Below are 3,687 nucleotides of genomic sequence, written 5' to 3' on the forward strand. Positions count from 1 at the left end.
CGACTCCGCCGCGTGGACCTCTGAGAGTCTTGTGCGTCGTCGTCGTGACAAAGTCCGCGTAGGGCACTGGGCTCGGATGTAACCCCGCAGCAATCAATCCGGCTATGTGAGCGATGTCGACCATCAAATAGGCGCCGACCGATTTGGCAATATCCTGAAATTTGGGAAAATCGAGAGTCCTGGCATAAGCGCTGGCGCCCACTACAAGCATGCGCGGGCGGCATTCCTCGGCAAGCTTGCGTACGGCGTCATAATTGATGGTTTCCGTTTCGCGATCGACGCCGTAGGAAAACGCGCGAAAGATGCTGCCGGAAAAATTGACCTTGCTTCCATGTGTGAGATGTCCGCCCTGCGCCAAGTCCATCCCGAGAATCGTATCGCCCGGCTTCAACACGGAAAGATAGGCCGCCATATTAGCCTGTGATCCAGAATGGGGCTGCACGTTCACGTGCTCGGCGCCAAAAATCTGCTTGCAGCGCTGAATGGCAAGGTCCTCGACCGTATCGACATGTTGGCAGCCGCCATAGTAGCGCTTGCCGGGATACCCCTCTGCGTACTTATTCGTCATCAGAGAGCCCTGTGCGGCCAAGACGGCTGGGCTGGCGAAGTTCTCCGAGGCGATCAGAAGCAGTTTGTTGCGTTGCCGTTCTTCTTCGGCGTCGATTGCCGCATACACATCGGGATCTGTGGCCTGCAAGGCATCTAGCGAGCCGATGGCATCCTTCATGGACATCAGGAACCTCGTTTACTCTAGGCGGACGCTTCTTCAGCTTCCTGTTTCTTGACAACACGCACAGTGACAGCGGCAGTGACTTCTCGCGGAAGCTTCACCGGGATGGTAAAGGTGCCCAGCTCCTTGATCGGCTGGGCCAGCTGGATCTTACGGCGATCAACTGTATAGCCTTGCGCAATGAGCCCTTCCGCCACGTCTTTGACGGTCACAGAGCCGAACATCTTGTCATCCTTGCCGACCTGGGCCTCGACGGTGATCGTCACGGTCGACATCTTCTTCGCGTGCGCCTCGATCTCGAGCTTTTCTTTCTTGGCCCGTTCCGAAGCCACGCGTTTTGCATGTTCAAAGGACCTGATATTCCGATCGTTGGCGACCACGGCTTTCTTGCGCGGGAGCAGGAAGTTCCTGGCAAATCCATCCTTCACATCGATGAGGTCACCGAGGTGGCCGACCCCTTCCATCGTCTCTTGCAGAATGACTTTCATACCCCTAACTCCTTCTGTTGGAAAGGAAAAGAGAATACTGGGGGGGCGATAAAAAGTCAATTCAGAACTTCCCAGATCTAAAGCAGTTTGCTCATGAATCGCAGCGTTGTTTCGACTCGGAAGGCTGGACTCTAGCTGCGTCAGGCCCTTATGATGGCGCCCGAACTCCATGGCCTTTGCGATGATACAATGACGGCTCGTGAACTCATAGAAATTTGGGCTGACCGCCTCCTTGCTGAGCAAGACCATTGTCTCCAATCTGGGCTTGACCAACCGATTCCCGCAGTAAACGGGCGGTTGGTGCAAACAGTTGGTACGCTCTATATCTATGAATTCACGCTCCCACCTGACCGAACGTTAGCGATCGATACACCTGTATCCGTTGTGCCACCGGACGAAATGGAGCCGGCCGAAGGTTTGATCCTGAGTTGTCACGGTGACGCGGTTTTGATGCAGACAGCCGATGCCATAGGGCAGTTTGTTGAGGTGGCCACAATCGTTCCGGACCGTGCTGGTTATCTAGCCACTGCGGTGGAGCGGCTAAAAGAAATGCTACTGAAGCCGGATGCCTATCGGCTCGGCCCTGCCGACCGGCTGGCTCCACTCCTCTCCTCTTCGAGTCGGGCTGAGGAGGTTAGTGCGGCTGCCGCTGCGATTCTAGCGACGGTCTGGTCCGACGACATCTCGATGAGACGTCAACGAGTCGCGTCGCTGGCCATGGAACTAATCCGTGCAAACAAGCGGATCCTCCTGGTCTGTCCCGATCACTATGCGGCAGATGAAGTGGCGGGGACCATCGCACGGGCTATGAAAGCCGGAGGGCTCACCTACAAGACCTGGCTTAGCCGGTATGAATTGACGTTGGCTCAACAAGCTTCCGGCTTACCCATTCATGAATTAGGATTCGAAGCGCAGATGCATCAGTTCTATTCGAAATCACGGGCTGACAAGGCCGCGCTCCGACGCAAGTACGAACGGTTTCGTGAGCTGACCCCGCTACTGGCGTACAAGAGTCAGAAACAAAAGGATCTCGATGAAGTACGATTACTCGAATGGAGATTGCTTACGCAGTTGAGCGAGCTCCAGACAAAATCCAAAGAAGCGAACATCATCATTGCCGAGTATGAGAAACTCCCACTCCTTCGGCGACTCAGTATGCAGGCTGTGGGGAAAAACGTCGATTCGCTCCACCAGTACCTAGCTCTTTACCAGAGCCAAATCGCGGAATTAACGAAGGAGCTCGACATCGCCAAGGCGCGCATCGAAGAGTTAGTGCCGGAAGCGGCGGTGCCGAAAGATATGCGGCCCGAGTTTGAAGAATTGAAAGATGAAATAATCAGACTGGGAGGAACCAAAAAAATACGGGAACTTCTTGCGGCCGAAGAAGATACAAATCGCCAAGCCTTCATACAGAACCGGAGATTGATCATTACGACTGCGTCTCGTGTGCTGGGAGATCCTCTTTTCAGTCGCGTTCGCTTTGATGTCCTCATTGCTGATAATGCACCATTGATCTCCGTTCCCGGCCTACTGAGGTGCGCTGGGCTGGTTCGTGAACGGATCGTATTGACTGGCGATCAACGCGATATTGTGGGTGCCGGAGTCTGGCAGTCGAGTGAACTCGCTGCGAAAAGCTGGCGTTGAGATCGCAGGAGCAACTTGACGTGGCGAAGGGTAATTCACGATAATCCGATCTCCCATTCGTGAATGTTCAAAGCATCCTCCGGCAAGTAGAGGTGAGCGAAAAGCAAAGGTGTGAACTCTGCCGGCAAAGCGAAACCTTGAATGATGAGGAGAACGAAGCCGGTGATGTTTTTAAATGTCCCCTCGGGCCGAAGTGGCGGAACTGGCAGACGCACTAGATTCAGGGTCTAGCGCCCGCAAGGGTGTCCGGGTTCAAATCCCGGCTTCGGCACCACCTAGCACTTCTATTGAGATCTTAGAGGGATGGCAGGGGAAGCAAATGATGCGTGTTCATCCCTTCGACAAGCTCCAGGGGCGACTCTTATGTCTGCATTCTTCTGTTATCTAAGGGGTCAAGTTCGCGGCGCGGTCTCTTGGAGGCAATGTCTATGGATGGTCGGGAGCGATATGCATAAGAAGTACGCCACCAACCTAAGACTCGTGGGAACATGATCGATCTTTGTTATTTCTAGAGTTCGCAATCCACTCACGCTGCTGAGCCCAACAAGCCCTCCCTTTCGTCATATCAAACCGAATACTGTGAAGTCTTCGACAGGGTCTAGATCGTTATCTCTCACTGTGAGCCTTGTGAAGTGAATACGTTTCTGTGCGGCACTGAGTAGGGCCTGTTCGGCTTCTAGAGCTTTTTGGAGTATTCTTCTTCTGGCGTAGACGATCCCCCACACATGCGTTGTACCGCAAGCGGTCACTCTCTGCCATGCCAATAAATTCGACTCCAAAGCGAGATCCATTGACCCATCGAACAACACCCATCGAAACACAGAA

At 53.9% G+C, this 3,687-nt stretch carries 4 protein-coding genes and 1 tRNA gene; 2 read left to right on the plus strand and 3 right to left on the minus strand.

The features are described 5' to 3' along the window. Both ACWVCN_RS01835 and rplI read right to left on the minus strand, forming a co-directional pair. The coding region (locus ACWVCN_RS01835; protein WP_455243809.1) for a serine hydroxymethyltransferase at window positions 1-727 on the minus strand (727 nt) is incomplete at its 3' end. A 23-nt stretch (window positions 728-750) separates the two neighbouring features. Then, a complete protein-coding gene (gene rplI / locus ACWVCN_RS01840; protein ID WP_455243806.1) occupies window positions 751-1,218 on the minus strand; it encodes a 50S ribosomal protein L9 in 468 nt (155 codons plus the stop codon). 189 nt (window positions 1,219-1,407) lie between these two features. On the opposite strand from rplI, the gene ACWVCN_RS01845 reads away from it, so the two are divergent. Together ACWVCN_RS01845 and ACWVCN_RS01850 are read left to right on the plus strand one after the other, a co-directional pair. After that, entirely contained in the window at window positions 1,408-2,862 is a 1,455-nt protein-coding gene (locus tag ACWVCN_RS01845) for a hypothetical protein (RefSeq protein ID WP_455243807.1), read from the plus strand. Window positions 2,863-3,049: 187 nt separating this feature from the next. Then, window positions 3,050-3,136, plus strand: a tRNA-Leu gene (locus ACWVCN_RS01850). A 286-nt stretch (window positions 3,137-3,422) separates the two neighbouring features. Here the strand turns inward: ACWVCN_RS01850 and ACWVCN_RS01855 are convergent. Then, window positions 3,423-3,687: hypothetical protein (locus tag ACWVCN_RS01855; RefSeq protein ID WP_455243808.1), on the minus strand; the 265-nt coding region annotated here is incomplete at its 5' end.

The organism is Petrachloros mirabilis (genome assembly GCF_975968855.1).

Excerpts from the sequence above, each read along its gene's own strand:
- rplI (WP_455243806.1), bottom strand. The coding sequence starts at position 1,218 with ATGAAAGTCATTCTGCAAGAGACGATGGAAGGGGTCGGCCACCTCGGT.
- ACWVCN_RS01845 (WP_455243807.1), top strand. The coding sequence starts at position 1,408 with ATGACGGCTCGTGAACTCATAGAAATTTGGGCTGACCGCCTCCTTGCT.